The organism is Arthrobacter sp. 1088 (assembly GCF_031455315.1).
In the GTDB taxonomy this organism is placed as follows: Bacteria; Actinomycetota; Actinomycetes; order Actinomycetales; family Micrococcaceae; genus Arthrobacter.
This window is the reverse complement of sequence record NZ_JAVDSM010000002.1, coordinates 1-26,108: the sequence shown is the minus strand read 5'-3', so window position 1 is coordinate 26,108 and position 26,108 is coordinate 1. Positions and strand designations below refer to the sequence as shown.

The window sequence follows — 26,108 nt, the reverse complement described above, 5'->3', positions numbered from 1 at the left end:
ATGGACAAACGCATATTCGGCATCGAGACGGAGTTTGGGATTTCCTATTCCAGCCCCGACTCACGTCCTTTGGCCCCCGAAGAAGTGGCCCGCTATTTGTTCCGCAAGGTGGTGAGCTGGGGCAGGTCTTCCAACGTCTTCCTGACCAACGGTTCACGCCTGTACCTGGACGTTGGTTCGCACCCGGAATACGCCACCGCGGAATGCGACGACCTCGCGCAACTCATCGCGCACGACCGCGCCGGAGAGCTCATCCTGGACGACCTCGTTGATGAGGCCCAGGCCCGGCTCGCAGCGGAGGGTTTCAATGGCACGGTGTACCTCTTCAAGAACAACACCGACTCCGCCGGAAACTCCTACGGAAGCCACGAAAATTACCTCATACCGCGTCGGGGAGAGTTCTCAAGGTTGGCCGAGATCCTCATCCCGTTCCTGGTGACCCGTCAACTCATCGCGGGAGCAGGCAAAGTCCTGAAGACACCCCATGGTGCAACTTTCGCCTTCTCACAGCGGGCAGACCACATCTGGGAAGGTGTGTCTTCTGCCACCACCAGGTCACGCCCCATTATCAACACCCGTGACGAGCCGCATGCCGATGCCGAGTTCTATCGTCGGCTCCATGTGATCGTGGGTGATTCCAACATGTCCGAAACCTCCGCACTCCTCAAAGTGGGCACGGTTGACTTGATCCTGCGCATGATCGAGGCAGGGGTGATCATGCGGGACATGCGAATGGAGAACCCCATCCGGAGCATCCGGGAAATTTCGCATGACCTCACGGGCAGCGCTTTGGTCCGCCTGGCAAACGGCAGGCAGCTCTCGGCGCTCGATATCCAGCGCGAGTACCTTGCAAAGGTCACAGAGTTCGTGGCCGCGAACGGCGCACATAATGCCCACGTGCCGCTTATTCTCGACTTGTGGGAGCGGACCCTGGACGCCATCGAAAGTGGCGATACCAGCACTATCGACACCGAAGTGGACTGGGCCATCAAGAAGAAGCTGATGGACGGTTACATGCGCCGGCACGACCTCAGCCTGGACTCGCCCCGCATTGCTCAACTGGATCTCACCTACCACGACATTTCACGCCAGCGCGGCCTCTTCTTCCTGCTGCAATCACGGGATGCCGCGCGGCGTTTGGTTCCCGAAACCGAAGTGAAGGACGCTGTTGACACTCCTCCACAGACAACCCGGGCCAAGCTGCGGGGAGACTTCGTCCGGAGGGCGCAGGAGCTCGGACGCGACTACACGGTGGACTGGGTGCACTTGAAGCTCAACGACCGCGCACACCAGACAATCCTCTGCAAGGACCCCTTCCGCAGCGTGGACGACCGCGTTGATGCGCTCCTGGACTCCATGGGCTAACAGCCTTTCTGAGCGTACTCCCAGCTTCACGGGCTATTCTGGACCGTGGCCTCTTTCCAAGAGGCCATTGCCTTGGATCTGCCATGCGCCTTTCCGAGTGTCCTTTGCCCCGACGAAAGTGTCTTTTTTGTGCGCCGACTCCTAGCAATTCTTCTTCCTGCCCTGCTGCTCATCACTGCGTGTGGGGGCGGGGGCACGCCAGCCGCCGAGCCCACCAGCCAGTCATCAGGCGATGTCTCCAAACTCGATTCCGTCAAGGTGACCGACAACGGAGATGACAAGGCCCCTGGCCTGGACTTCACCAAGCCGCTCACCGTCGCTGAACCTACCATCAAGGTAGTCAGCGAAGGCAACGGCGACCGTATCAAGGCCGGCCAGGTTGCCGAGCTCGCATACATCGCTGTGGATGGCAATGACGGCAAGACCGTTGAAGACGTCTACAAGAACGGCCCCCAGCCCATTGAGCTGAATGACGAGCTCAAGAAGGGCAACGAGCTGATCTACAACGCCATTGTTGGCGCCAAGATCGGTTCCCACATCGCGTTCGCCGCGCCGGGTTCGGCAGCCCAGGGCGCTGCCGCCGGCTCTACGCAGTTGGTGGTTTTCAAGCTGCTTTCCGCCAAGGAAGCCGCTCCGGTCCTGTCGAAGCCGGAAGGCGAGACAGTCACTCCTCCGGCTGGGCTCCCCACCGTGAAGGAAGACGACAAGGGCATCCCGCAGATCTCGGTTGAAGGCGCAGCCGCTCCGAAGGAACTCATCGCACAGGACCTCATCAAGGGCTCCGGCGCTGCTGTTAAGTCTACTGACACCCTCACAGTGAATTACGTTGGCGTCAATCTTGTGGGCGGCCAGAAGTTCGATTCGAGCTTTGACCGGGGACAGACAGCAAGCTTCGCGCTTTCCGGTGTCATCAAGGGCTGGACCCAAGGCCTGGAAGGCAAGACCGTCGGCTCCCGCGTCCTTCTGGTCATCCCGCAGGACCTTGCTTATGGCGCTGCTGGACAGGGTGAAGCCAAGGGCGATCTCGTCTTCGTCGTTGACATCCTCGGCGTCAAGTAGGCAGCCACCTGATCCGGGACTGGCTAAGCTGGTTCCTGACACCATTCGTCCCTCACACCAAGGAGCAACCATGTCATTTGGTCAGCGTGACTTCGACCGCACCAAGCCCGAAATCGACTTCCCGGAAGGCGACGTTCCCACCGAGCTCGTCATCACGGACCTCATTGAGGGTTCCGGCGCCGAGGCCAAAGCCGGCGACACCGTTTCCACCCACTACGTTGGCGTCGCCTGGTCCACGGGCGAAGAGTTCGACGCTTCCTGGGGCCGTGGCGCTCCGCTGGACTTCCGTGTTGGTGTGGGCCAGGTCATCCAGGGCTGGGACCAGGGCCTGCTGGGTATGAAGGTTGGCGGCCGTCGCCGCCTTGAGATCCCTTCAGAACTGGCGTACGGATCCCGTGGCGCCGGCGGAGCAATCAAGCCCAACGAGGCCTTGATCTTCGTCGTTGACCTCGTAGCTGTCCGCTAGGGCGCAAGCTTCCTGCCAAGGCGCGTTGCCACCCGGCTTTGCCGGGCCGGTGACGCGCCTTGCTGCTTTCGCCCAGGACTTTAGTAACGTAGCAACCGTGTCCGCATCCCGCACTGAACGACTCCTGAATCTCCTGCTTGCCTTGCTCAATACCAGGGTGGGCCTTCCGCGCTCTGTCCTGCGGGAGAAGGTCTATCACGACACCGCCGAAAACGACGTCGCGTTCGGACGGATGTTCGAGCGCGACAAAGTGGATCTGAAACAGTTCGGCTTTGAGATCGAGACCCTCACGGACCCCCGCAATTTCGGGTCCGAGGACCCCGCATCAACCCGCTACCGCATCGGCAAGGACTCCAACAGGCTTCCTGATGTCAGCCTGACTCCCGCTGAATCCACTGTCCTCCTCCTTGCCGCCCAGTTGTGGGAACGTGCTGCCCTCGGCAACGCCGCAGTCAATGCCGTCCGTAAGCTGCAGGCGGCAGGTGGGTTCACCGACGTCGACCTGCCTGCCGGCGTCCAGCCGCGGATCAAGCCAGCCGGACAAGCATTCGACGACGTCGTTGCAGCCATGCACGGCCGGCATGCGGTCCGCTTCGGCTACCTCGCCGGAAGCACCGGCCGTGAGGAAGTACGCGAGGTGGAGCCGTGGGGCCTGGGGAGCCGGTTCGGGCAGTGGTACCTCGTGGGTTTCGACCGGGGGAGGGCCGCCAAGAGGATTTTCAGGTTGTCACGCATGACCACCGCCGTCTCCGTCATACCGGGCAGTTCCTTCGAGCCGCCAGCCGGTTTCAACGCCCGGGCGGAGCTGGATTCCCTCAACGAACTTCCCCTGCAGCAGGCTGTCCTGGACGTAGACGAGGGACGCCTGCTCGCCCTGCGCAAACGTGCTGTTTCCACCGGCCCCGGGGAGGAAGGGGCTGGGAAGGGAACAGACGGCAGGGACAGGCTGGTTGTGGACTTCCGGGACCCCGGGCAGTTCGCCGAGGAACTGGCCTCGTATGGGCCCCACGTCAAAGTGCTTGAACCTGCCGAGCTGCGTGCCGCCGTCGTACGCCGGCTCAAAAGCGCTGCGGACTTCAATGCGTCCCCGGTTATCCCCGTGGAATTTCCCGAGGCTGCGCGCGCGCAGCGATCAAGGAAGCGAACGTCCGAGGACCAACTCACGCGCATGCTGCAGTTGGTGCCGTTCCTCGTCCACCATCAGGGCCTGCACGTGCAGGAGGTAGCGGACCGCTTTGGAATCAGCCGCAAAGCCCTCATTGACGACCTCAAGATACTGATCTGTTCCGGGCTGCCCGGGGGCTACCCGGACGACCTCCTGGACATCCAATGGGAAAACGACCATGTGTACATCACGGAGCATCTGGACCTTAACCGTCCTGTGCGCTTCAGCGAGGACGAAGCCGCCGCGCTGCTGACTGGATTGTCGATGCTCGGCGATCTACCTGCACTGGCAGGTTTGGCCGAGGACGAACCGGGCAGCGCCCTGGAGTCTGTGACCATCAAATTGACGGGCGCTGCAGGACAGGCCGGACGCCTGGCCGGGGCAGTTGCGGGCCAGTCGGTGGCACCCGAGCAATCCGGGGCGTTCGCAACCATTACCCACGCCATCAGGGACGGCCAGCAACTGCGCCTGAGCTACCTTTCCCCGCAGCGGGACGAAGTAACCGAGCGCGACGTGGACCCCCTGCGGCTGTACTCCCTGGACAACACCTGGTACTTCGAGGCCTACTGCCATAGCAAGTCGGGACTCCGGAATTTCCGGCTGGACCGCGTGCAATCCCTGGAACCCAATGGCCGTCCCGTCTCCGGAACAGCAACTGCTGATGCAGACTTTCCGGCAAGGCTCTTCACTCCCAGTGACGACGACGTCCTGGTGGTGCTTGAATTGACCCGGCAGGGCGCTGGCCTGGCTGATGACTACTACGCCGAACGCACGGCTGAATTGCCCGACGGCGGGCTGCTTGCCGAGGTGCGCTTTGGAAATGTGGAGTGGTTACCGATGTTTGTGTCCCAACATGGAGGGACGGTGCGGGTGCTGGACCCTGCGCAGTTGCGCCAGGAAGTCCAGGGTTGGCTCACGGCGGCGCTTGACCAATACGGTGCCGTTTCCTCTTCGGACATCGTGGCTGGCTAGACTACTCAGATGCCTTGGTGGTTTTGGATCCTGCTGTGGATCGCGCTCATAGCCCTGTCGTTGCTCCTCCATGTGACCCTGGGTTATCGGCTGTTCAGGAAATTCATGGCCACTGTTCATGAATTAGGGGACGCCGGCAAACGTTTCAGCCATCTTTCTCCTGCCGCAGAAACCTCCGATGTTGAGGCTCCGGAACGCCACCCGGAGCCGGGATCTGCAATTTTTGCCTCGCCGGAGCAGATGCGTCATGATTACCTGACGGCCAAAGCCTTCCGCCAGGAAGTTCGTCGCCAGAAGCGCGTTCAGCGCAAAGCAGAGCGGGGTCAGCCCCAATCCCTGCACGACATTGAATTCAGATAGACGTAGGATGTATCCAAAAGGAAAGGACCTCCCCACATGAGGCTCGAAGGCTGGCATCTCATCATCATCATCGTTTTGGCTCTGGTGCTTTTCGCCGCACCGAAGCTGCCGTCCATGGCGCGCAGCATTGGACAGTCGATGCGTATCTTCAAGTCTGAAGTCCGGGAAATGAAAAAGGACGGTTCCTCCGAAAAGAAGGAAACGCAGGAACCCTCTGACGCCGTCGAAGGCAGGGTTGTAGACCACCCGGACGTAAAGGCCAAGAACAACGGCGAGACCGACGTTCCGCCCTCCAACCGCGTCTAAGAAGAAGTGGTAGAGACGAAGGGGCGCAAGGCCAACCCCGAAGCCCGGATGGCGCTCCTTGACCATCTTAAGGAGCTCAAGAACCGGCTCTTCAAGGCTGCCATCGGCGTTATTCTTGGGACGGTGCTGGGCTTCATCGTCTACCAACCCCTCTTGGAAGCCCTGATCAAGCCGATCAAAGACCTCAATGAAAAAGAAGGCCGCGCTGCCAGCCTGAACTTTGATGGCGTAGCCAGCTCATTCGACCTCATGGTCCAGGTCTCTGTATTCCTTGGCTTGATCCTTTCCAGTCCTGTCTGGATCTACCAGCTGTGGGCATTCATAGTCCCGGGCCTGCACAAGAAAGAGCGCAGGTTGGCTCTGTCGTTTGTAGCAGCTGCCGTTCCGCTGTTTATCGGCGGCGTCCTGCTGGCATGGCTTGTGTTGCCCAACGCCGTGCGTGTCCTCACGGACTTCACACCGACCGGCGCTTCAAACTTCATTAGTGCCGAAATCTACCTTGCGTTTGTCCTCAGGCTTCTTCTGGCTTTTGGAATCGCCTTCCTGGTGCCGGTGGTGCTGGTTGGGCTGAACCTGGCCGGAATCATCAAGGGCAAGCAACTGGTCAAAAGCTGGCGGATCACCATCTTCCTGGTCTGCCTGTTTGCGGCCATGGCTGCCCCGGGTGCCGACGCCATGAGCATGTTCTACTTGGCGGCGCCCATGCTTCTTCTGTTCTTTGCTGCCATCGGTGTGTGTCTCTGGAATGACCGCCGGCGGGAACGTCGTGCCATCAAGCGGGCTGCTGAGACCGAAGCCACGGCAGATATTGCCACCCCGGCCTCGGATCTGGAGAATCTCTAGACCTCAGGCCATTAGGCTTGGTGCATGTCCTCCATTTCCGGGTCCCAATCACCATCAGACCGCTACCAGGCGGCCGCTCACCGGGCAGCTGAGGCCAAGACATATCTTGGTGCCTTTGCCCGTTCCCTGGACTTCGAATTGGACGACTTCCAACGTGAGGCGTGCCGCTCATTGCAGGAGGGCAGAGGCGTCCTCGTCGCGGCGCCTACCGGTGCCGGTAAGACGATCGTTGGCGAATTTGCCATCTACCTGGCTCTGGAACGTGGCCTCAAAGCGTTCTACACGACACCCATCAAGGCGCTGAGCAACCAGAAATTCTCCGAGCTCGCCGCCAAGTATGGCTCTGCCAACGTTGGCCTGCTGACGGGCGATACAACCATCAACGGTGAGGCGCCCGTTGTGGTGATGACCACCGAAGTCCTGCGCAATATGCTCTATGCCGACTCGGAGACACTCGGCGACCTCGGCTTCGTCGTGATGGACGAGGTCCATTACCTCGCAGACCGCTTCCGCGGAGCCGTCTGGGAGGAAGTCATTATTCACTTGCCCAGTGAAGTGCAGGTTGCTTCGCTGAGCGCCACTGTGTCCAATGCTGAAGAGTTTGGTGCGTGGCTGGATACCGTTCGGGGCGATACTGACGTCATCGTGTCCGAGCACCGGCCCGTGCCACTGTGGCAGCACGTCATGGTGGGCAGGGAGATCGTTGACCTCTTTGCCGGCGATACCACTTTCGATGAAATCGCCCCACAGATACCGGACACCGAGGTACCGGATCTCAGCGATGTTGAGGATGCCGTTGACGAGGCCGTCCTTCCGGCAGAAAGCCGAAAGATCGCAGCCAAGAGTCTTGTGACCTCCACGGCCCGGCAGGCAGTTACCGGCCCTGAGTTCGAAGTGAACCCGGATCTGTTGGCAATGGCCCGATCCGAGAGCCGGATGAACTTCAACGGCCGCTTCGGCCATGGTGGCCGGAGCCGCCGTCGGCAGGACCGCTACCGGGATGAGCGGCAGAGCCCGGAGCAGCGCAGCCCGGTTCGGAAAGCAAGCCGTCCGCAGGTCATTGAGAGCCTTAACCGCCAGGGCCTGTTGCCTGCCATCACGTTCATCTTCTCCCGGGCAGGTTGTGATGCTGCGGTGGCCCAGTGCGCGGCGTCCGGCCTGTGGCTCACCACTGAGCGCGAACAGCAGATCATCGCCCAGCGCGTGGACGAAGCAAGCCACGAAATTCCTGCAGACGACCTTGATGTCCTGGGTTTCTGGGGCTGGCGCGACGGCCTCATCCGGGGCTTTGCGGCTCATCACGCGGGCATGCTGCCCACCTTCAAGGAGGTAGTGGAGAAACTGTTTGCAGATGGCCTGGTCAAGGCGGTGTTCGCTACTGAAACCTTGGCACTCGGAGTCAACATGCCTGCGCGCTGCGTGGTGCTGGAAAAGCTCGAAAAATTCAATGGGGAAGCCCACGTCAACATCACGGCGGGGGAGTACACGCAGCTGACCGGTCGGGCCGGACGCCGCGGCATCGACGTCGAGGGCCACGCCGTGGTCCTGTGGCAACCCGGAACAGACCCCGCGGCAGTGGCTGGCTTGGCGTCACGCCGCACGTATCCGCTGAACTCCAGCTTCACGCCCACCTACAACATGAGCATCAACCTGATTGCCCAATTCGGCCGGGTGCGGGCGCGCGAGATCCTTGAGTCGTCCTTCGCGCAGTTCCAAGCGGACCGTTCCGTGGTGGGCCTCGCCAGGCAAGTCCGTGGACGCGAAGAATCATTGGCCGGCTACGCCAAGTCCATGGAATGCCACCTCGGCGACTTCACGGAGTATGCCCGGCTCCGCCGCGAACTCAGCGACGCTGAGCAGTTCGCGGCGCGCGACCACCAGCGCGCCCGGAAGTCCAGAGTGGCTGATTCCTTAACCCGGCTCATACCCGGGGACGTCATTACCGTCTCCAGTGGCAGGTTGGCCGGACACGCCGTCGTGCTTGATGTCGATCCCAATGCCCGCGAACCGCGGCCGTCTGTCCTCACCTCGGACAACCAGCTGCGTCGTATCGGCGTCCATGACCTCGACGGCCCCATTTCCCCGGTGACCCGCATTCGGATTCCCAAGTCGTTCAACGCCAAGGTGCCCAAGTCCCGCCGTGATCTTGCAGCCTCCATGCGGAACGCGATCAGCGATGAAGCACCCCGCGCCAGGCGGAACAGCAGGCACGAGGACTTCGGTCTGGGCTCGCGTGCCCAGGACCAGGAACAGAAGATCACTGAACTACGCAGGGCGCTCAGGGCGCATCCCTGCCATGGCTGCAGTGAGCGCGAGGACCACGCCCGCTGGGGGGAGCGTTGGTGGAAACTTCGCAAGGAGACAGACGGCCTGGTCCGCCAGATCCAAAGCAGGACCAACACGATTGCCAAGACGTTCGATCGCGTATGCGACGTCCTCTCCGCCTATGGCTACCTCGAAACCGACGACGCCGGGAAGGTCACCATCAGCACGGATGGGCAGCGGCTGCGCCGCATCTACGGTGAGAAGGACCTGCTTATTTCACAGTCCATCAGGCGTGGTGCCATCAACGATCTCGATGCTGCCGAGCTGGCCTCCTTGGCCAGCACCCTGGTGTACCAGGCAAAGCGCGAAGACCGGGGCCTTCGCCCGAGGATGCCCTCGGTTGCACTGGAAACGGCGGTCGACATCGTCGTTCGGGAATGGTCGCAACTTGAGGACATTGAGGAACAGAACAGGCTTCCGCTGACCGGCGAACCGGAGCTGGGCCTCATGTGGCCCATGTATAAGTGGGCCAAAGGCCGCCATCTTCAGGACGTGCTCAGCGGCACTGACCTTGCTGCGGGCGACTTCGTCCGTTGGGCAAAGCAAGTGGTTGACCTCCTGGACCAACTCGCCAAAATTCCACAACTGGATCCCCGCTTGGCGCGGATCTGCCGTGAATCCATCGACCTGGTCCGCCGGGGTGTCGTGGCTTACTCAACCGTCGCCTGACCCGGAACCGTTTTCGAGACCCAGACCTTCTTCAAACGCTCGAGGAGCACACCGCATGAACCAGCCAGGCCTGTCCGCCGGCGACCGTCCCGACGAAAACGTCCGTAAGGTCACCCTTTACCGGAACGGTTCGATCTATACCGCTGCCGATCCGTTCGCTACCGCCATGGTGGTGGATGGTGACACGGTCGCCTGGGTGGGATCCGAACAGGCAGCGACGTCCATCGAGGATTCCACAATGGACGTCATTGATCTTCGGGGCGCCCTCGTGGCACCGGGCTTTGTCGACTCCCATGCGCACTTGACGGAGACAGGCCTCGCTTTGGCGGGATTGTCCTTGACGGGTGTGCGGTCCGGCCGGGAACTGCTCGACGCCGTTGCTGCCGCCAGCGGTTCAGGAACTGTCATTGGCCACGGTTGGGATGAAACAACGTGGCAGGATGCCACCCTTCCAACGCTGGAAGAGCTGGAGCAGGCCTCCGGCGGCAGGCAGGTTTACCTTTCCCGCATTGACGTTCACTCCGCCCTGGTTTCATCCTCCCTGGCGGCCTCGGCAGGCCTTGCCGGCATGGACGGCTTCTCCGGGGATAGTGGTCGCGTAGTCAGGACAGCCCACACCGCCGCCCGTCTCGCGGCGCGGAGCTTCAGTGACGCCGAACGGAGTGGATATCAGGAACGCGCCCTGCATTATGCGGCTTCCAACGGCTACGTTGCCTTGGCTGAAATGTCGGCCCCACACATTTGCGGCCCGGAAGATCTTCGCATGGCCATGTCCTGGAACAGGCAGACCGGAAAACCGCAGGTTCTGCCGTATTGGGGCGAGCTGGCGTCATCGGAGGATCACGCCCGCACGATCCTGGACGGCCTGGGCCCCGGGGTCCTGGGCCTGGCGGGTGACCTGAACATCGACGGTTCCATCGGGTCACGGACAGCTGCCTTGAGACAGGATTATTCCGATGCGCCGGGCCAACGCGGCACTTTGTATCTTTCAGCGGATGAGGCCGCCAAGCACCTTGCTGCGTGCTCACTCCTGGGCGTCCAGGCCGGTTTCCACATCATTGGCGATGCCGGCCTTGATGTTGCGCTTGACGCATTGGACGCCGCAGCCGCCGAGGTGGGGGAGCAGCGGATCCGCGCAGCAGGCCACCGCTTTGAACATGTTGAGCTTGCCGATCAGGCTGCAGTCGAGAAGCTGGCCAAATACTCGGTGACAGTCAGCATGCAACCGGCATTCGATGCTATGTGGGGAGGGTCCGGAGGTCTCTACGAGCAACGGCTTGGCGGACGCAGCAAGGCCATGAACACCTTGGCTGCGTTCTACGCCAGCGGAGTTCCAATCACCTTTGGCAGCGATAGCCCCGTGACACCACTCAGCCCTTGGTCAAGCATCCGGGCCTGCCTGGAACACAGCAACCTGGACCAGCGCATTTCAGCCCGTGCGGCGTTCCTTGGCCACACACGGGCAGGCTGGCGGGCCACCAAGCACAGAAACCCTCTGATGGGCCAACTCGTGCCCGGTGCGCCGGCCAGCTTCGCGGTTTGGGAAGTTGAGGAACTCATGGTCCAGGTAGCGGATAGCCGTGTGCAGTCCTGGAGCACCGATCCCCGTGCCCGCACTCCCTTGCTCCCTGCCCTGGATACCGGCAGTGATCCTGTATGCCTGCAGACGGTGAGGGAAGGCCAGGAGCTCTTCGCTCACGAATCCCTCCGGGTCTGAGGGCACTATTTCCTTGCCTTCGAATGCTCCGCCTGAACTGGGACGATGCACGAACGCGCAGGTCAACCGCGGGTTGACAGCTTTTGTAAAGTCCGTAGCATTGAGGCTCAACGGATCGTTAAAGCTTGGGGTGATCCCGGGAGTAATGGTCTGGTCGCGGCCAGGACGTAGCCTGGTGGCGGTACGCGAGTGGGCAGGCCCATAGGGCCCCAGAAAACAGTTCGTCCGGAAATTTACCTGTCCGGACAACACTGGTCCTGGGTCTATGGACCTGCCCGCAGCGCTTAAGTTTGTGTGGCCGGGGCCACAGCTGCCCTTAGCAGTGCACAGGATCGTCCTATAATGGAGAGTTGCGCCAGAACGCCAGCCTTGAGGCTGGTCCGGCACACTGACCGCTCCATCAAGGAAAGGCCTCTTCTTGCGTGTCCTGACGATCATCCCTACCTACAACGAGCTGGAATCGCTCCCCAAGACATTGGGTCGGCTGCGGACCGCAGTGCCTGAGTCGGATGTCCTGGTGGTTGATGACAACAGCCCGGACGGCACGGGACAACTTGCTGACGGCATAGCCGCCGAGGACAAGCAAGTGCACGTACTGCACCGCAAAGGCAAGGAAGGCCTTGGCGCGGCCTACATAGCCGGCTTCAAGTGGGGCCTTGCCGCCGGGTATGACGTTCTCGTGGAGATGGACGCCGATGGTTCCCACAAGCCCGAGCAACTGCCCCTCCTCCTTGATGCGGTGAAAGAAGGCGCCGACCTCGCCATGGGCTCGCGCTGGGTACCGGGAGGCAGCGTTGTGAACTGGCCGCTCTACCGCCAGGCAATCTCGCGCATCGGCAGCACTTATGCCCGCATCATGCTTGGCTTGAAAATCAAGGACGTCACCGGCGGCTACCGTGCTTTCCGCCGCAGCACACTTGAAGCCCTCAAATTGGACGAAGTGGATTCAGTGGGTTACGGCTTCCAGGTTGACCTTGCGTGGCGTGTTGCCAAGCTCGGCCTGCGCATTGAGGAGCGCCCCATCACCTTCGTTGAGCGGGAACTCGGCGCATCGAAGATGAGCGGCAACATCGTGGTGGAAGCCATGATCAACGTCACTAAATGGGGCCTGGCAGCACGCTGGGCCAAGCTCACCGGCAAACAGCCGGCCCTCGCAAAGCAGAAGTAGCTTCCAGAAAGAAAAGGCCGGACCGGTTCCGCAAGGAACCGATCCGGCCTTTCCATTTGAGTCCGAAGACTAAGCTGAGCGGCGCTCTCCGCGGCGCTCACGCAGGATGTTCAAACGATCCTCAAGGATCTGCTCCAGCTCCGGAAGGCTGCGGCGTTCCAGGAGCATGTCCCAGTGGGTACGGACGGCCTTCTCGTTGGCGTCCACGGGACGCTCGCCGTCTACGAGCAAGGCTTCCTTGCCAGTCTTGGAAACCCAAACAGGGGGGATCTCGGCTTCAGCAGAGAAGGTGACGAAGACCTGCTCGCCATCCTCGCAGCGGTATTCAACCCGCTGGCGCGGTGCCGGTTCAACGCCGGACTCGGTTTCCATGCTTTGGGCGCCAAGACGCATACCCCGCAGGCTGCGATCGCTCATGATTACTCCCTCTGTCTGTTCGCGGAGCCTGAACTCCGCGCTAGCCGTAAGCCGTTTTCGCGGTCCCTACGGACTACTTCTGCACACCTTGCATCACTAATTGCAACGCCTGGCCAAGCTTTAATGTTCCATCCACACTGAACCAGCCGGACAAATATCCCATTATACGCGGATCGATGGTCAGTACCCAAAAGCAATGCACAACGCGATGAGCGGCCAGCCGTTTGGCTGACCGCTCACCTGCCTCACACAGAGTTACTCTGTGGGCCTTGACTGTGATGCCGTAGTGGATTCCACGGGAGTTACTGGCTCCGAAGCAGCAACTTTGTTGCTGCCGCCAAAGAAGCCGGCAGCATCGGAGTCACCATTGGCGCCCCCGAGCGCACTGCCAATGCCCTTCAGGGCCTCACCAACTTCACTGGGGATGATCCAGAGCTTATTGGAACTGCCCTCAGCAAGCTTGGGTAGCGTCTGCAGGTACTGGTAAGCCAAGAGCTTCTGGTCCGGGTTGCCCTTGTGGATGGCGTCAAAGACTTTCTGGATGGCCTGGGCTTCACCGTCTGCCCGAAGGATTGCGGCCTTGGCATCACCTTCAGCTGCAAGGATGGCAGCTTGGCGCTGGCCTTCTGCTGTAAGGATTTGTGACTGCTTGGTTCCCTCAGCCGTCAGGATGGCTGCTCGACGGTCGCGCTCTGCACGCATCTGCTTTTCCATCGAGTCCTGGATGGAGTGGGGCGGATCAATAGCCTTCAGTTCCACACGCGAGACGCGGATGCCCCAGCGGCCTGTTGCTTCATCCAACACTCCACGCAGCTGGCCATTGATCTGGTCGCGGGAGGTCAGTGCCTCTTCGAGGTTGAGGCCACCTACAACGTTACGAAGCGTGGTAGTGGTCAGCTGCTCAACCGCCTGGATGTAATTGGCGATTTCGTACGTGGCTGCCCGTGGGTCCGTCACCTGGAAGTAGACCACGGTGTCGATCGAAACCACGAGGTTGTCCTCGGTGATGACTGGTTGCGGCGGGAAGGACACCACCTGCTCACGGAGGTCGAGCAACGGCAGGAGCCGATCGACGAATGGAATCAGGATGGTAAGGCCCGGGTTGAGTGTGCGCTGGTACTTGCCGAGGCGTTCAACGACGCCGGCACGCGCCTGCGGGATGATCCTTACCGAGCGGACCAACACGATGATGACAAAAATGACGAGAACAATCAGCACAACTGCTGCCGCTGTTCCTCCTAAACCGTCCATGCGTCTCCTTGATTCCCCAATTGCGTGGCTTGCTTTGGCCTTTTGCGGGCAGGCTGCCAACCTGTCCGCAGAATTCTGGTTTTCCGGTTCGAATCAGCGCGGGCTGTTTTCGGCAGGCGAGGCAACTACCGCCGTCGCCCCGTCAATCCTGGTGACCTGAACGGTAGCGCCGGCGTCCAGGACTCCGGCGGTGCTGCGCGCGCTCCAGACGTCGCCGCCGATCTTGACCAGGCCGCTGGTGCCCGTGACCGCTTCAATGACCAGGGCGGGCTGACCGATGAGCCGGTCGATATTCGTCCGCTGTTCTGCTGGTCCTTTATGCAGGTGTTTCAGGGCAACCGGCCGGACGAAGGCGATCATCAAGAGGGAGACCACGCTGAAGATGACGATCTGGAGCCAGAAATCGGCCCCGGCGAAGTCGGCTATGAGCCCTGCCAGTGCGCCGCCGCCGAGCATGATGAAGAAGAGGTCGAGGGTTAGCATCTCCACCACCGCGAACGCGAGGAAGACCGTGAGCCAGAGGGCCCACCAATTCTCGCCGAGCCATTCAAACATCATTTCCCCCTTGGTCCCGGACCCCGCCGTGGACGGGGTCACAGTCGCTGTTCCTCCATCCTAGCCCGACGCTGAGTTCCTCGTCAGGAAGCCGAAGCACCCACGGTGAAGAGGCTGATACGGAACTTCGCCGTCGTTGCTACGGGTCCATCCGCAGCGGCCAGCTGTGCGAGTTCTTCGGGCTTGATGTGGTGACCGGCCGGCCCCATGTAGGCGATGTCGGCCAACTCGGAGCCCTTGAGGGTGAGGGGCATGTCCAGGTTGTACGCTGAATTCGCGCGGAAATAGCCGCCCAGGGATTCAGCCAGGCGCTCGGCCTTGCCTTCCTCAATACTGAGCATTCCAGTGCGGGCAGCGATTTCAGCCAAATGTCCTGGCTGCGGCGTCACCACAATCAGCTGTCCACCAGGCCGCAGCACCCGGGCGAACTCTGCCGGGTTCCTCGGAGCGAACACCACAAGGACCACATCCACGGCGTCGTCGGCGACAGGCAACCGGCGCCAAATGTCCCAGACGAGGTTGGCAGCATCCCCGTTGAGTCGTGCGGCCCGCCGTAGTGCGAATTTGGAAATGTCCAGCCCGATGGCAGAAGCCGGGGTCGTTTCCAGAACGCGGTGGAGGTAGTGCCCGGTGCCGGTTCCGGCGTCGAGAACCACGGCCCCGGGCCGCTGCAGCGATGCGGCTGCCAGACCCGCGACGCGATCAGACAAAGCAGCATAGTGTCCGCTGTCCAGGAATCGCCGCCGGGCGCCCACCATTTCCGCCGAATCAGCTTCGAAGACTGTGCCCTTACCTGTGAGCAGGTTGAAGTAACCCTGTTTCGCGGCATCGAAGACATGCCCGGAATCGCAAACAAGCCTCCGCTGTGGATCCACGGCCAGCTGGAACCGCCCTTCGCAAACGGGACAGCGGAGGGCGGCAACGGCATCGGACAACATGGATTCAATCCTACGTTGGGCCGGAGTGTCTGGTGCCTGCGCCAGGGCTGCGGGGCTAGGCTCACCAAGGTGAAACCCGAGCAACTGCCTTTGTTGAACTCCGTCTCCGCCCCGGCCATCCATCCGGACGGTACCAAAGCCGTGGTATCCGTCGTCAGGCCTGATTTCGACGCCGATGCCTACGTCGGTCAATTGTGGAATGTACCGCTGGACACCAGCAAGCGCCCGCGACGTATCACCCGTGGGTTCAGGGACACTTCACCGGCTTTCTCCCCTGACGGCCTGGTTTTGGCCTTCCTGCGGAGCGACTTTGAGGGAAAAGCACAATTGTTCGTTGTGGAGTCGGCAGGGGGCGAACCACAGCAGGTCACGGATCAGCACGGCGGGGTCAACGGGTTTGCGTGGTCTCCCGATTCCCATCGCGTGGTGTTCACCAGCCGTGTTGCGGAACCGGGCCGATATGGAACGGTCGACGGCGTTGCTTCCGGAAGCGAAGACGCCCGGCTTATCGCCGTGAGCCTGTTGTCATTCCCCGTGGCAGAGCGGCCCACGAACAGCCTGGCGCCAAGGTAACCGGAGTCCCCACTGCAATGCAGATGACGTTCGGCGAATCGGACCACGAGGCGCCGTGCTTCTCGGCTGACGGCAGCTTCATATATTTCGTAGCGGCTCTCCATGACGGGCATGATGACGACCTCGTAACGTCCGTGTACCGGATTAAGGCAACAGGCGGCGAGCCAGAGCCCATCAAACCCAACAATCCAAAACTGCAGACCGTCACGGCCGTGCGGGCGTCCGCCGATGGCCGATCGCTCTTCTTCACCGCGCAGGACCTGGGCGATACAGGTCGGGATTTTGTGGCGCGCAACGGCGTTCTCTACTCAATGCCTGTCAGCGGGGGAGATGCGGTTGCCCTCACCGACGTCGAGCATTTGGACGTCTCAGGTCCGCTGGAACCGAGCGGACCTGACAGCGTCCTTGTACTGAACACGGCGCTGGGCAGCGTGGAGCTCCTCGATATCACCGCGGCAGGCAGCATTACTCCTCTGGTCCATGGAGCCCGGGTAGTCAATGGAGCCACCGTAGCCGCCAACGGCGAAATAGCCGTGAGCTTCCAGGACGCTTCCACCGCTGGCGACGTCGCCTCCCTGGAGCGAGGCGAACTGCGCCTGCTGACGGACTTCTCGGCGGAACTGCGGAATAGTTCCCGCGTCAGTGAGCCCATGGAATTCCAGGCGGATGCCAAGGACGGGTACCCGGTGCATGGTTGGTTGCTGCTGCCTGACGGACCAGGGCCACACCCTGTCCTGCTCACTATCCACGGGGGTCCGTTCTCCCAATACACGGGAGCCTTCTTCGACGAAGCGCAAGTCTATGCAGCTGCAGGATACGCAGTAGCCATGTGCAACCCGCGGGGATCGTCAGGCTATGGACAATCCCATGGGCGCGCCATCAAGGAGCGCATGGGGACCCTGGACATGCAGGACGTGCTCGCCTTCCTAGACGCTGCCTTGTCCACGCATACAACTTTGGATGCAGATCGTATGGGCATCATGGGCGGATCATATGGCGGCTATCTCACGGCCTGGACCATTGCACACGACCACCGTTTCAAAGGGGCAATTGTCGAACGCGGGTTCCTGGACCCGGTCAGCTTCGCGGGGACGTCCGACATCGGCTGGTTTTTTGGTGGCGAGTACGCCGGGGCGACGCCTGGGCAGCTGGTGGCACAGAGCCCTTTGGCCGTAGCAGCCTCGGTGGAGACACCGACTTTGGTAATCCACAGCGAAAACGATCTTCGGTGTCCTCTGGAACAGGGGCAGCGTTACTTCGCCGTGCTGAAGGAGAGAGGGGTTGAGACCTCGTTGCTGGTCTTTCCGGGGGAGGACCATGAATTGTCCCGCTCCGGTACGCCGCATCACCGCAAGCAACGGTTCGAGCACATCCTTGCATGGTGGGCCGCGCACCTCCCTACGGCATCAAACCGCCTGCCGGACTGAGGCAGGCTACGCACCGGCTAGCTGTGCAGGAAACCCAGGGTCCGCCGCGCATCTCCAATGTCCGGATTGGACCACCGCAGGGAGTGTTCCGCGTTGCTGGAAAGCGAGCGCAGCTCCGCCTTGTCCAGATAGAGAATTCCCTGTAAGTGGTCCGTTTCGTGTTGCACTATGCGTGCCTGCCACCCTGAGAACCATTCCTCCACTGGGCGCCCCTCTGGAGTCAGATAGCTCAATTCCACATTGCGGTATCTGGTGACCACCGCTTGGTAGCCGCTAACGGACAGGCACCCCTCATAGAATGACGCTGTCTCGTTTCCCAGAGGCCGATATTGAGGGTTCAGGACAGCCATGAACTCCAGTGGCTCCCTGTGACGGACCGTTGCCGACTCGGGATCCACCTCGTACTTGTCTTCAAGTACCGCCAACTGCAGCGGAATGCCCAACTGCGGAGCCGCCAGCCCAACCCCCGGCGCGGCAAGCATGACCTCACGCATCCGCTCGATGAACGCCGCCAATTCAGTGCCATCAAGCTGCCCGTCATATGGCGCCGCCTGTTGCCGGAGGACGGGGTGCCCGGCTTGAACGATCGGCGGAAGCTCCTCTGTTTCAAGTAACCGCAGGACTGCGTCCCTGATCTGGAGGGGATTAAAGTCAGTAGCCGGGCTGGGCGCCTCGGAGTGAGGTTGCTGCGTCATGACTTGAGCCTAACGCCAAGGCTGCTCTTCGTGCCTGTGTCCTGCACTCGGGGTGCGCCCTTGCCGGGCCTGGATCTCCACGTTCAGCTAGGCTCGTCGGATGAGTATCAGCACCCCTCTGGACCATGTACTCGGGTTTATCAGGACGGTTGAATCCGGCGGCGGCGCCGCCGAGATCAGCCCGTACCTTGCCCACGACTTCACCCTTACGGAATGGCCGCACGCACTATCCAGGACCGGGTCCACCAGGACCCTTCAGGAGACTCTCACAGGCGCGGACCACAGTAAGAACATCGTGGCGAACCAGAGCTTTGAGGTGGTCCGTACCACCTGCGAAGGCAACCGGGTAGTCCTTGAGATGAACTGGTCAGCCACATTGCTCCTGGACCTCCCGCACTGGGATGCGGGTGAGACCATACGTGCGCGGAGCACCGCTGTCTTTGAGCTGCGGGACGGTCTAATCGTCAGCCAAGACACCTACGACTGTTACTACACCCTTCCTGAACAGGCACCGTCATGAATGAACACGCGCCACCTAGCGCATGGTGAAGCGCCGTTCGACCAGGGCGGAGACACCCGGCAGTTCCAAGGCATGGGCAAAAAACGCGTTTCGGGATGCCATGATTGCCGGATGCAGGGGCCTGCCAAGGGCCATGTTCAACCCGGCCTGCTGCGAAGCCCGGGCTGCCGCCCGGCGTCGTTCCTTCTCGAACTGCTGAAGCTGGCGACCGACGTCATGTCCCCTGAGGGAGGCATCAACGAGAGGTGCCAAGGCAGCGGCGTCAAGCCATCCAAGGTTCATTCCCTGGCCTCCGATAGGGCTGATCTCGTGGGCGGCATCGCCCAACAAAACCGTCCTGCCATGGACCATTCTCTTCACGAGCCGTGATTGGACCTCGAAAGCGCTGAGCATGGTGTTGCTGCCGGGGTCCACGCCAACTCCCGTCCGGGCTTCCACCAACGCAGCCAGGCCTGCCGCCGTCGGGCTTCTTGCGGGGGCTCCAAGCCGTACCACCCACCGGCGAACATCCCCAGGCAAGGGGAACGACTCCACGATCCCCTCGGGCTCAAGGTAAAGAACTGCGTCATCTCCGTGCCCTGTGGTGTCGATGAAGTCTCCCATCAGGTAGCAGTCCGGATAGGTGCGTACGGAAAGGCCCGGGAAAAGGCTCTGGCGAATCATGGAGTGGGCTCCGTCGGCTGCCACCAGCAGGCGGCTTGTGTAGGCGAGGCCACCGGACGGCGAGTCGGCCAGGACGCTGACCGTGCCGCCGTCGTCGACAAATTCCGTGACAGTGGCGCCGCGGATGATCGCGTCCGGATCCAAAGCCATGACCGCCTGTTCAAGCACCCGTTCCGTTTTGCGTTGTGGGACGGCAAGAATGAACGGAAAGTCCGGGTCCCCGTTGAAGGGCAACCCGGCCACCCTGGCGCCTTTGCTGTACGCAACGCCCCGCTCGATGCGGACGCCGGATGCCACCAAAGTCGCCGCGAGACCGGCATGGTCCAGTTCCTTTAGAGCCGGAGGGTGAATCCCAATTGCCCGTGAACGGTGGCTCCGGTTCGATCGGCGTTCCAGTATGCGTACACGGTGCCCATGTTGGAGCAGCAGAACGCCCATGAACAACCCAACAGGCCCGGCCCCGACGATGACGACGTCAAGCATGTTGGTAGACGAGCAGGTTGTGCCATGGGCCGTTCCGTTCCACGCTCCAACCCACCGGAGCCGCCCGTTGGAGCTCTGCGGCGGTAAAGCTTCGCTTGATGGAAACCAAGCCGTCTCCGCAAATATAGGAGCCGACACCCAACGGCCAGAAGCCGGCGGCGAAAAGGAGGTAAGCGGCGTTGCTGCGTTTGAGGTCGTTGTGGAGCACCAGACGCTTGGCCAGAGCCTCGGAGTCCCGCACGACGGCGGTGAATTGATCGGCGTCGAGGTGGTGGAGGATGTGGTTGGACAGCACAATATCGAACGCGCTGCCTTCCGCGACAAGTTCGGCACTATGGGCCTGCCGGAAACGGACACCCTCAACGGCTGGGGAGCGGCTGGCAAAGTCGTAGGCGCGCTGGTCCGGATCGATGGCCGTGACCAGCAAAGAGAACCCGTCCCTCGCGGCCCATCCGGCCAGGCTTCGGGCAACGTCCCCACCACCGCAACCGATGTCCAGCACCGACGCCGTACCGGTAGAGGCCAGAATCGGCCGAAAGCGGTCACGGTAAATGCGGTGCCATCCCGAAAGGAGGCCGTTGACCACCGGGAAGCGGGCATAACTACGGTTGAGGCGCTGGAGATCGCAGTCAGACCGGTCCATGTCCTCGATGGCATCCACGTCCCTGTCTTTCAGGGACCCCCACGGGCTCACAGAGTGGGAGAGACCAACGTAAAGAGGCCAGTCTCCACCGTGAGTCCGGGGCCAAAAGCCATGGAACAGATTGGTTCCTCGCGCTGGCTTGGCGTTTGTCCGAGCATGTATTTCAGGACAAAGAGCACCGTGGCGCTGCTCATGTTGCCGTATTCCCTCAGTGTTTCCCTGGCTGGGACCAGTTGCTCCTCGGTTAGTTCGAGCTTGGATTCGACCTTGTCCAAAATGCTTCGTCCGCCAGGATGGATGGCCCAGTGCGTTATTTCGCGGTAGGGGAGTCCCGCCAGTTGTGGCTCTTTGGCGAGCAACGGCTCCAACGCGCCAGTTATGTGTTCCTCGATGATGTGGGGCACGTAGGAACCCAGCACCATTTCGAATCCTTCGTCGCCGATGTTCCAGGCCATGGCTTCTTCGCCCACGGGCGTGAGGACCGTTTCAAAGTGGTCCAGCCGGATCACGGGTTCGGGCCCTTGGGGTTCTTTGGCCGTTACGATGGCCGCCGCCGCGCCGTCGCCGAATATCGCTGAACCCATGATGGTGTCCGGGTCGTTGGAGGTCCGCACGTGCAGTGAACAAAGCTCCACACAGATAACCAGAACGACGGCGGCTGGATCAGCCAGGCAGAACTGCTTGGCTGCCTTCAGGGCTGGAAAAGCCGCATAACAGCCCATGAAGCCCAGGTGGTATCGCTGCACGGCGGGGTTGAGTCCAAGTGCCCGGACTACCTTGTAGTCGGGACCGGGGTTGAAGAATCCCGTGCAGGAAACGGTGATGACGTGGGTGATGTCATCGAGGTCAATGTCAGGGACCCGCGCCACCGCAGCCTTGCCGGCCTCGATGAAGAGTTTGGTGGCTTCCGTAGCAAAGATCTCGTTCCGGACTTTGGTGCTGGGGCTGAGCACTTGATTGCTCGAGAGGTCAAAGAACCGTGGATTTTCCGGATGTGCGTCGAGACTCAGCTCTTCCACCGCCGTATACCGGGTATCTATCGCTGCTGAGTCGAAGCACGTGGAGACCAACCGCGACCCGAGCCGCGTCAGTCCTGGTTGAGCTGCAAAGACGTCCCGTGCCTGCGACTGCACGAGGATGGTTGGCGGAACTGCGGTTTCAAGGGACCTCATGTATACCGGCATGCTTCATTCTTAGCGAGTCGGCGGCTGATGACAATGGTTGGAGCGGCTCAGGCTTCGCGTCCTCCCCGAGGCCCGTGACGCTGGCCGCTAGTGTGGACACTGACCGTTGCCGCATTCGCGACGACGAACGAGAATTTTACGTACTGACCTCAGGCTGGTCAGACCTGGCCAGGCGACGCCGACGGGGGACTGTTGGGTGGCGCCGCCTAACAGATGGAGCGATCATGAGCATTGCCACGAGCACCGACACCCAGTCTCCTGCGTCGCATGTAGCGGACACCCACGACCTCATACGGGTGCAGGGTGCGCGCGAGAACAACCTCAAGGACATCAGTGTCGAGATCCCCAAACGTCGCCTGACGGTGTTCACGGGTGTCTCCGGCTCGGGCAAGAGTTCGCTGGTCTTTGGGACCATCGCGGCCGAGTCCCAGCGCATGATCAATGAGACCTACAGCGCTTTTGTCCAGGGCTTCATGCCTTCATTGTCGCGGCCGGACGTGGACATGTTGGAAGGCCTGACGACGGCCATCATCGTTGACCAGGAGAGGATGGGATCGAACCCGCGCTCAACCGTGGGCACTGCGACAGACGCCAATGCCATGCTCCGTATTCTCTTCAGCCGGCTCGGGCAGCCCCACATCGGATCGCCGAACGCGTACTCGTTCAATGTGCCTACCGTCAAGGCCAGCGGGGCCATCACAGTGGACCGCGGTGAGGGCAAAACGAAGACGGAAAAGGCCAGCTTCAATCGCCTCGGCGGTATGTGCTCACGCTGCGAGGGAATGGGCTCGGTCAACGATTTCGATCTCACTGCACTGTACGACGACAGCAAGTCCTTGAACGAAGGCGCCCTCAGCATTCCCGGATACACGATGGATGGTTGGTATGGCCGGATCTTCAGCGGATCGGGCTTCTTCAACATGGACAAGCCAATCGCGAAGTTCACCAAGAAGGAGCTCCACGACCTCCTGTACCGGGAACCGACCAAAATCAAGGTTGAAGGCATCAATCTCACCTATGAAGGCGTCATCCCCAAAATCCAGAAATCGATGCTCTCCAAGGACGTCGACGCACTTCAACCCCACATCCGCGCCTTCGTAGAGCGGGCCATCACTTTTACAACCTGTCCGGAATGTGAGGGCACCAGGTTGAGCCCGGAGGCACGTTCTTCCAAGATCAAAGACAAGAGCATTGCCGATGTCTGCAAGATGCAGATCAGCGACCTTGCCGTTTGGATCCGGGAAATCGATGAGCCCTCAGTGGCTCCGCTTCTCAAAGGACTGCAGCACCTCCTGGACTCCTTCGCCGAGATAGGTCTCGGATACCTGTCCCTCGATCGGCCTGCCGGAACCTTGTCCGGGGGAGAGGCGCAGCGAACCAAGATGATCCGGCATCTGGGCTCATCGCTGACTGACGTCACCTACGTCTTCGACGAGCCAACCATCGGCCTGCATCCACATGACATCGAGCGCATGAACCAGTTGCTGCTGCAGTTGCGGGATAAGGGCAATACTGTGCTGGTAGTCGAGCACAAGCCTGAAACGATTGCGATCGCTGACCACGTGGTGGATCTCGGACCTGGCGCAGGCACCGGCGGCGGAACAGTCTGCTTCGAAGGCGATCTGGATGGACTGCGGGGGAGTGACACCATCACTGGACGCCACCTGGACGATCGCGCATCCATCAAAGAGCAGGTACGGACGGCTTCCGGCACTCTTGAGGTACGTGGAGCTTCCACCAACAATCTTCAAAACGTGGACGTGGATATTCCACTGGGCGTGCTCTGTGTACTCACGGGTGTGGCCGGATCAGGCAAGAGCTCGCTCATTCACGGCTCGGTGGCCAAACGTGACGGGGTCCTCGTGATCGACCAAGGTGCCATCCGGGGTTCCCGCCGGAGCAATCCTGCAACTTACACAGGGCTGCTTGAGCCCATACGCAAGGCGTTCGCCAAGGCCAATAATGTGAAACCGGCTCTCTTCAGTTCCAATTCGGAGGGCGCGTGCCCCACCTGCAATGGCGCTGGAGTGATTTACACGGATCTTGGCGTCATGGCGACGGTGGAATCAACGTGTGAGGAATGCGAAGGCAAACGCTTCCAGGCCTCCGTATTGGAGTACAGGCTTGGCGGGCGCAATATTGCAGAAGTGCTTGCAATGTCTGTCGACGAGGCTGAGACGTTCTTCAGCGAAGGTGAAGCACGCACACCTGCCGCCCACAAGATCCTGGACCGCCTCGCCGACGTCGGACTCGGTTACCTGACGCTCGGACAGCCGCTCACCACACTTTCCGGCGGGGAACGCCAGCGGCTCAAGCTGGCTACGCAAATGTCCGAAAAGGGCGATATTTACGTCCTGGACGAACCAACTACAGGCCTGCACCTGGCCGACGTCCAAAACCTACTGGGAATGCTGGACCGCTTGGTCCAGTCGGGAAAGTCAGTCATTGTGATCGAACATCACCAGGCCGTCATGGCACATGCCGACTGGATTATCGACCTCGGACCAGGTGCCGGACACGACGGCGGCAAGATCGTTTTCTCCGGTACGCCCGCTGACCTTGTGGCTGACCGCCCGACGCTGACCGGCAAGCACCTGGCCGCTTACGTCGGCGCTTGATATTTGACTGGCTTGAAAAAATGCCAATACGCCTTGTTTTAGAGTGGCCAGCCCAAGCTTCCTAGTAGAAGTTTCCGCCTTATCTCTTGACTATCCCTTGTGACATGACACACACTTACTCAGGACTTTGGACTATTTACAGACCATTAAGGATCTTGAGAATCGGGGGAAGCATGTCCACATTTTCGTCAGCGTCAGTCAAGGATGACAAGAGCCACAGGAAGGAAACCCTCAGGAAGAACTATTTCCGGTTTGCGACCACCGCAGCCGTAGTGGCTGCCCTTATGTCAGCCACGTCGTGCGCAACACCTCCTGCCACCAACGCTCGTCCGGCAGCCGAATGCCGCCAACTCGACGCCCAACTGCCATGGCCAGGGGAGGTCCGTGAACAATTGCAAAAGACCATTGACGCCCACAGCAGCTGCACCGGAACAGCCCGCGGAGATAAAGCTCCAGTCGCAATCTTCGACTGGGACAACACCGTGGTTAAGAACGACATCGGCTACGGCACGAACTTTTGGATGCTGCGGAACGACAAAGTGCTGCAACCAGCCAATAAGGATTGGAAGAGCACAAACCGCTACCTGACCGATGCGGCAGCGAAGGCACTGGCGGTGGCATGCGGTACCGACACGCCCGCAGGCCAACCCCTGAAGACCAGCAGCAACACGGAGTGTGCCGATGAAATCCTCGCCATCCTTGAGGACAAGACGCGTTCCGGCGAACCGGCCTTTGAGGGCTTCAATGCCCGCCACCTCATAGGCGCCTACGCCTGGGGTACGGCCCTCTCTGCCGGATATACGGAGGAGCAACTTGGCGGGTTCGCACTCGCAATGAAGCAGGAGAACCTGTTAGCACCAGAAGGCAGCATGCAGACCGTTGGAAGCCAGCAGGTGGACGGCTATATCCGGATATACCCTCAAATGAAGGACCTCATTGGTGTCCTTCAGGCACACGGCATCGAAACCTGGGTGGTTTCCGCATCGCCGGAGCCGGTGGTCAAGGCGTGGGCCGGCGAGGTTGGCATCGACGCCGGACATGTCGTAGGCGTCCGAAGCGTATACGAGGACGGCATCCAAACCTCACATCTGAAAGGCTGCGGCGGCATACCCGACGGCGAAGATTCCGTCATGACCTACATCGAGGGAAAACGATGCTGGGCCAATCAGGTGATCTTCGGCGTCGAGGGTCCATCAGCCTTTGAGCAACTGCCTGCCGAACGCCGCCAGATCCTGGCCGCCGGCGACTCCGGCACGGACGTAACCTTCGTTGCCGACGCCACCGAAGCCAGACTGGTGGTGAACCGGAACAACGCGGAAATCATGTGCCGCGCGTACGACAACGAGGACGGCAAGTGGCTAATCACGTCAATGTTCATCGACCCCAAACCACAGCGCAGCGAGCCGTATCCATGCAGCACCAAGGGGTACACCAACCCGGACAGCAGCAAGGGTCCCGTGCTGCGCGAGGACGGCAGCCTTATCCCGGATCAGACAGACCGCGTCCACTGAGTCAGACCGGGTCAGGCACCCCTTCTACTCCCGTGACTTAACTGGCATGCACGGGTATTCATGGGACGGGAGTAGCCGCCTCCGTGATTTGCCGACGGTGAACGGCACTCATACTGCTCCGTGGCGGGGCCGGTGTTAGCTCATGACAGAAAGCTCCTCCGGCTGTAGGCTCCGAATATGCCTGAGGGTCGGAAGCGCCTTGAGCCGCGTATGAC

At 61.1% G+C, this 26,108-nt stretch carries 21 protein-coding genes and 1 pseudogene; 14 read left to right on the top strand and 8 right to left on the bottom strand.

Features of this window, described 5'->3' with window-relative positions; genetic code table 11:
* The 10 genes from pafA (at window position 1) to J2Y41_RS03035 (ending at window position 12,415) form a co-directional block, all read left to right on the top strand.
* A complete protein-coding gene (pafA, locus tag J2Y41_RS03080) occupies window positions 1-1,365 on the top strand; it encodes a Pup--protein ligase (protein WP_224164420.1) in 1,365 nt (454 codons plus the stop codon).
* Window positions 1,366-1,494: 129 nt separating this feature from the next.
* Complete coding sequence (locus tag J2Y41_RS03075) at window positions 1,495-2,424, top strand: FKBP-type peptidyl-prolyl cis-trans isomerase (protein ID WP_309926052.1); 930 nt, start codon at window positions 1,495-1,497, stop codon at window positions 2,422-2,424.
* 70 nt (window positions 2,425-2,494) lie between these two features.
* Window positions 2,495-2,890, top strand: coding sequence for an FKBP-type peptidyl-prolyl cis-trans isomerase (locus J2Y41_RS03070; RefSeq protein ID WP_216925697.1), 396 nt, complete (start codon window positions 2,495-2,497; stop codon window positions 2,888-2,890).
* 97 nt (window positions 2,891-2,987) lie between these two features.
* Complete coding sequence (locus J2Y41_RS03065; RefSeq protein WP_309926049.1) at window positions 2,988-5,027, top strand: WYL domain-containing protein; 2,040 nt, start codon at window positions 2,988-2,990, stop codon at window positions 5,025-5,027.
* Between the two features lie 9 nt (window positions 5,028-5,036).
* Window positions 5,037-5,387 (top strand): hypothetical protein, encoded by a 351-nt coding sequence (locus J2Y41_RS03060; RefSeq protein ID WP_224090391.1) that lies wholly within the window; start codon window positions 5,037-5,039, stop codon window positions 5,385-5,387.
* 36 nt (window positions 5,388-5,423) lie between these two features.
* Complete coding sequence (gene tatA, locus J2Y41_RS03055; RefSeq protein WP_224090393.1) at window positions 5,424-5,693, top strand: Sec-independent protein translocase subunit TatA; 270 nt, start codon at window positions 5,424-5,426, stop codon at window positions 5,691-5,693.
* A 6-nt stretch (window positions 5,694-5,699) separates the two neighbouring features.
* Complete coding sequence (gene tatC, locus J2Y41_RS03050; protein ID WP_309926046.1) at window positions 5,700-6,536, top strand: twin-arginine translocase subunit TatC; 837 nt, start codon at window positions 5,700-5,702, stop codon at window positions 6,534-6,536.
* Window positions 6,537-6,560: 24 nt separating this feature from the next.
* The gene (locus tag J2Y41_RS03045) at window positions 6,561-9,530 is read left to right on the top strand and encodes a DEAD/DEAH box helicase (RefSeq protein WP_309926044.1); all 2,970 of its coding nucleotides are present in this window, start codon (window positions 6,561-6,563) and stop codon (window positions 9,528-9,530) included.
* Between the two features lie 55 nt (window positions 9,531-9,585).
* On the top strand, window positions 9,586-11,247 hold the full coding sequence (locus J2Y41_RS03040; RefSeq protein ID WP_309926042.1) for an amidohydrolase family protein: 1,662 nt from the start codon (window positions 9,586-9,588) through the stop codon (window positions 11,245-11,247).
* A 418-nt stretch (window positions 11,248-11,665) separates the two neighbouring features.
* Complete coding sequence (locus tag J2Y41_RS03035; RefSeq protein WP_224164425.1) at window positions 11,666-12,415, top strand: polyprenol monophosphomannose synthase; 750 nt, start codon at window positions 11,666-11,668, stop codon at window positions 12,413-12,415.
* A gap of 69 nt (window positions 12,416-12,484) precedes the next feature.
* On the opposite strand, the gene J2Y41_RS03030 is transcribed toward J2Y41_RS03035, so the two are convergent.
* The 4 genes from J2Y41_RS03030 to J2Y41_RS03015 all read right to left on the bottom strand — a co-directional run bounded on the left by J2Y41_RS03030 (window position 12,485) and on the right by J2Y41_RS03015 (window position 15,576).
* Window positions 12,485-12,832, bottom strand: a complete 348-nt coding sequence (locus J2Y41_RS03030; protein WP_021470504.1) for an RNA polymerase-binding protein RbpA — start codon at window positions 12,830-12,832, stop codon at window positions 12,485-12,487.
* 255 nt (window positions 12,833-13,087) lie between these two features.
* Window positions 13,088-14,083: an SPFH domain-containing protein gene (locus J2Y41_RS03025; protein ID WP_309926023.1), complete on the bottom strand. Its 996-nt coding sequence runs from the start codon at window positions 14,081-14,083 to the stop codon at window positions 13,088-13,090.
* A 93-nt stretch (window positions 14,084-14,176) separates the two neighbouring features.
* Entirely contained in the window at window positions 14,177-14,638 is a 462-nt protein-coding gene (locus J2Y41_RS03020) for an NfeD family protein (protein WP_216925837.1), read from the bottom strand.
* A gap of 83 nt (window positions 14,639-14,721) precedes the next feature.
* Window positions 14,722-15,576 (bottom strand): methyltransferase domain-containing protein, encoded by an 855-nt coding sequence (locus tag J2Y41_RS03015; protein WP_309926021.1) that lies wholly within the window; start codon window positions 15,574-15,576, stop codon window positions 14,722-14,724.
* A 69-nt stretch (window positions 15,577-15,645) separates the two neighbouring features.
* On the opposite strand from J2Y41_RS03015, the pseudogene J2Y41_RS03010 reads away from it, so the two are divergent.
* Window positions 15,646-17,576: pseudogene (locus J2Y41_RS03010) on the top strand (prolyl oligopeptidase family serine peptidase).
* Between the two features lie 17 nt (window positions 17,577-17,593).
* Here J2Y41_RS03010 and J2Y41_RS03005 read toward each other — a convergent pair.
* The gene (locus J2Y41_RS03005; RefSeq protein WP_224090404.1) at window positions 17,594-18,271 is read right to left on the bottom strand and encodes a peptide deformylase; all 678 of its coding nucleotides are present in this window, start codon (window positions 18,269-18,271) and stop codon (window positions 17,594-17,596) included.
* A 100-nt stretch (window positions 18,272-18,371) separates the two neighbouring features.
* Between J2Y41_RS03005 and J2Y41_RS03000 the strand changes: the two genes are divergently transcribed.
* Entirely contained in the window at window positions 18,372-18,791 is a 420-nt protein-coding gene (locus tag J2Y41_RS03000; RefSeq protein WP_309926017.1) for a nuclear transport factor 2 family protein, read from the top strand.
* A gap of 15 nt (window positions 18,792-18,806) precedes the next feature.
* Here J2Y41_RS03000 and J2Y41_RS02995 read toward each other — a convergent pair whose 3' ends face one another.
* From J2Y41_RS02995 to J2Y41_RS02985, 3 genes are read right to left on the bottom strand one after another with little or no spacing between them, the layout of a single operon-like run.
* Window positions 18,807-19,937, bottom strand: a complete 1,131-nt coding sequence (locus tag J2Y41_RS02995; protein ID WP_309926015.1) for an NAD(P)/FAD-dependent oxidoreductase — start codon at window positions 19,935-19,937, stop codon at window positions 18,807-18,809.
* On the bottom strand, window positions 19,930-20,631 hold the full coding sequence (locus J2Y41_RS02990; protein WP_309926013.1) for a class I SAM-dependent methyltransferase: 702 nt from the start codon (window positions 20,629-20,631) through the stop codon (window positions 19,930-19,932). The genes J2Y41_RS02995 and J2Y41_RS02990 overlap by 8 nt, the downstream gene beginning before the upstream one ends.
* Window positions 20,628-21,764 (bottom strand): type III polyketide synthase, encoded by a 1,137-nt coding sequence (locus J2Y41_RS02985; protein ID WP_309926011.1) that lies wholly within the window; start codon window positions 21,762-21,764, stop codon window positions 20,628-20,630. The genes J2Y41_RS02990 and J2Y41_RS02985 overlap by 4 nt, the downstream gene beginning before the upstream one ends.
* A 224-nt stretch (window positions 21,765-21,988) precedes the next feature.
* Between J2Y41_RS02985 and J2Y41_RS02980 the strand changes: the two genes are divergently transcribed.
* The gene (locus tag J2Y41_RS02980) at window positions 21,989-24,382 is read left to right on the top strand and encodes an excinuclease ABC subunit UvrA (RefSeq protein ID WP_309926009.1); all 2,394 of its coding nucleotides are present in this window, start codon (window positions 21,989-21,991) and stop codon (window positions 24,380-24,382) included.
* A gap of 173 nt (window positions 24,383-24,555) precedes the next feature.
* Window positions 24,556-25,893 carry an HAD family phosphatase gene (locus J2Y41_RS02975; RefSeq protein ID WP_224164431.1) on the top strand — a complete coding sequence of 446 codons (1,338 nt, stop codon included), beginning with the start codon at window positions 24,556-24,558 and terminating at the stop codon, window positions 25,891-25,893.
* Window positions 25,894-26,108 lie beyond the last annotated feature (215 nt).